The 3,025-nt window shown below is 39.6% G+C and carries 2 protein-coding genes and 1 pseudogene; all 3 read right to left on the bottom strand.

What is annotated here, in order from left to right:
* A partial coding sequence (locus tag ABD915_RS09155) for a transglycosylase SLT domain-containing protein (protein WP_345117578.1) occupies positions 1–152 on the bottom strand: 152 nt, incomplete at its 3' end.
* Positions 149–2,227: a glycine zipper family protein gene (locus tag ABD915_RS09150; RefSeq protein ID WP_345117576.1), complete on the bottom strand. Its 2,079-nt coding sequence runs from the start codon at positions 2,225–2,227 to the stop codon at positions 149–151. The genes ABD915_RS09150 and ABD915_RS09155, both read right to left, overlap by 4 nt.
* A 1-nt stretch (position 2,228) precedes the next feature.
* Positions 2,229–3,025 (bottom strand): annotated as a pseudogene (locus ABD915_RS09145) (hypothetical protein); the annotation flags it as partial.

The following is a 3,025-nucleotide window of genomic DNA, read 5'->3' as shown; positions in this document are numbered from 1 at the left end:
TATAACCCACCCGCAGAAGAACGTGGATTCCTTGCGTTCGGATTGCCTCCACTCTCCACTTGCGCAACACGATACAAATAGCTTTCGGGTAAACCATAACGCGCTGCTGTTTGGCGTATCGCTTGATCTACTGAGGGATTATAACGGGTCATTTCGCGTACTCTATTGAAGCACTAGGACCTAACCCTTTTGCTATAGCTCTAGAAACAATCTTCAAGCCTTGATCCGTTATCACACCGGCTTTATGCCACTTCAAAGCATTTTGAATCAATTGGGTAATCTCATTTCGCTCCATTCCTTTAACGCCAAAAGTTGCTAATTTCGCTATACCGCGCTCTATCTCTTGTCTTGCTCGTACCGCTTCCGGTGAATTGGGATGATAAAATATATTCCGTACTAATTTTAAAGATTCAGTTGGCCAATGCCAAAAATTTGAAAAATTAATTCCATCAAAAAGAGAAAACTCAGGAACGCCTTGAAACTCTTGATAACCTTTTTGGGAGGCATCAGAATAGAATTTCTCCTGATCTACTGCCTTTTTAAAAGTAGAAAACCGTTCCGGTCCTATCATCCTTTTAAGATTCTCAGATGCAAGATTTTGTTGTAAAAGATTAGAGAATTGATTAATAGGATCATCCTGTTTTCTGAGTAAATCATCTAACGCATCTCTCATCCCCATCTGATAGGTATTATTTTGTTTTGTCCAATTCCCTTTAGAAAGATTTTCCTGAACTGCATCCCTTTCAAAACTCTTTTCAAGCTTTGTTCCAAGAGCTTTTCTACCTTCCTCAAAGCTATCTGCAAAGTTTTTGAATTTTGCCGCACTACCGCGTGCTGCTTTGTACGTAGGAGAGATTTCATCCATTATTTTTACCAAATTTTGTTTGAGGACTTCGTATCCTAAAATCTTTTGGTTATCGCTATGTTTCTTACTTTTTTCGATTAAATCATCAAGAGACTGCTTAGTTTGATCTAATAACTCTATCGTAGGTTTATAGGTTATACTGCTAAATCTTCTATCATAAAACCTTCTAGGATTTATACTGAGGGGGTGTTCCTCTAAAGTATTGACAGCTTCTTTAAGAGCTTTTTGAAACCCTTTATTTTCAAAAAGTTTATTAAGAGCCGGATAATACTCTCGTCCTATCGGCGTTTGCCTTGCTTGTTCATAAAGATGATCATGCGCTTCTTTCCCTTGCTGTTTAAGCGTCCTGCTTAAAGTATCGCTATGCTGGTATGGAACAATTGTCTGCTCCATCATATCATCAAGACGTTGAACAGAACCGCCTAATCTTTTCTCATGCGCTTGCTTTAAGATATTAAAAACATCTTCATTTGTTTGAGACGAATTCCACAAAGTCTGTCGTAGTTTTTCATTAATATCTGTCAAAAATACTTCGTGAGGTTCTGAGCTAAGACGTTCGGTAATTTTGGGGGTTTTATTATCGTAAAGTTGCTTGGCAACTTCTCGCAAAGCCTTATTGGAAACCTCTTTATGAGCGGGATTTAAATAATTCCTTACAAGCGGAGGCGATTTTAAAGCATTTACAAGTAAACCACCTAACTTAGAAACCCCCGCACCTGCTAAACTAGCAGCTGGTGTCAAAATTGCTCCACCAGCACCACCAGCTAATGCCGAATTCACTGTATCACTGTATCCTTCTCCAGCCCCAGAACCATGCAAAGCACCAGAACCGGCTCCTAAAAGAGCCCCTCTCCCTAAACTTCCTAAAGTAGAGCCTGCTCGCAAAAAATTTAATGCGGGAATACTCAATGATGCCAATGTCGGCAAAATCGAACCAACAACATAAGCACCAGAAGATAACCATGGATGCTTTTCTTCCAAGGCTTTTTGATAAGCACGCTCTTTTGCTACCCGTCTATTATAGATCTCTTCTGCTCGTTTATCGCCACGCCAATAATCCGTAAAACCCGCTTCATTAGCAGCTTGTATCTCATCACTATATCCTGCTGTCAAACCAGACACCCCATGACTCTTTAGTGCATCCAACCACGTAAGATCTTTATCATCAAATGAAAAATCATCTGTTGTAGGTTGTGAATTAGAAGCCGTACCATCATAATCTGATGCACCATCAACAATAGGAGAATAAGGAATATAACCCGTTACTTTTTTCCCTTGATTACCATGACTCTTCTTTACTGAAGACCCGCCATCATAATCTGACGTATCATCAACAATACGAGAATAAGGAATATATGCCATTTTAAGCCCCTTTAACCCTTATCTTTCCATCTTCACCAATAAAGCGTGCACCGGAAGGCAATGCATCTTCCTCTTCTTTGCTGGTAACAAGTGGCAAATCATTACGTCCTTGCTGTGGAGCTTTAGAATGCTGCTGTGATGTAACCTTATCAACATTCTCTTTCGTTAATGCAACGTGACGGTTTTCTAGCAAAGACAATACGTCTGATTTCATCTTACCCAAAATCTCATGGATTTTTTTCAACCTAAACAAGAGCTCTTTATGACCCAAGTTGTACTTTATCTCTCCTAAATAGCTCTTTAAGATATCAAGTTCTCTTTCTGTGAGATTCCCAAAACCTGAGGCGCCATTACGCGAATACTGTCTCATCGTTTCTAAACGATCAATACCTATACGATTTTTAATGGAATCAAGCAGTGAACTCATATCGCGGTGCTGAGGAACACCCAACTGAGCTTGTAAACTAGCCGCATTACCTGTAGCCCATTCACCATTTTCTTCTATATAATTCATAAAACGTTCAATGTCATGGAGCGTATTACTACTGATTGTTTCTCTATTTTTAAGCTCTATCGTTTCTCGTAGGCGGTCTAATTCTTCTTTATTATTAGAAGCATTACCACCATTCATTGTCTGTACAAAAAACGCATTTAACGCATCTTTATTCCCCGCCATAACCCGCGCTTCTTCTTCACTGTAGCCTTTAGACTTCAGATATTCGACGGTTTGGTTAACTTTACCTCTTTGCTTATCGCCTTCATTAAGATACTTCACACCACTTGCAAGCGCATCCCATC

This window comes from Bartonella jaculi, assembly GCF_039543045.1.
In the GTDB taxonomy this organism is placed as follows: domain Bacteria; phylum Pseudomonadota; class Alphaproteobacteria; order Rhizobiales; family Rhizobiaceae; genus Bartonella; species Bartonella jaculi.
The sequence above is the reverse complement of the archived record's forward strand: the minus strand, read 5'-3'. Positions and strand labels throughout refer to the sequence as shown.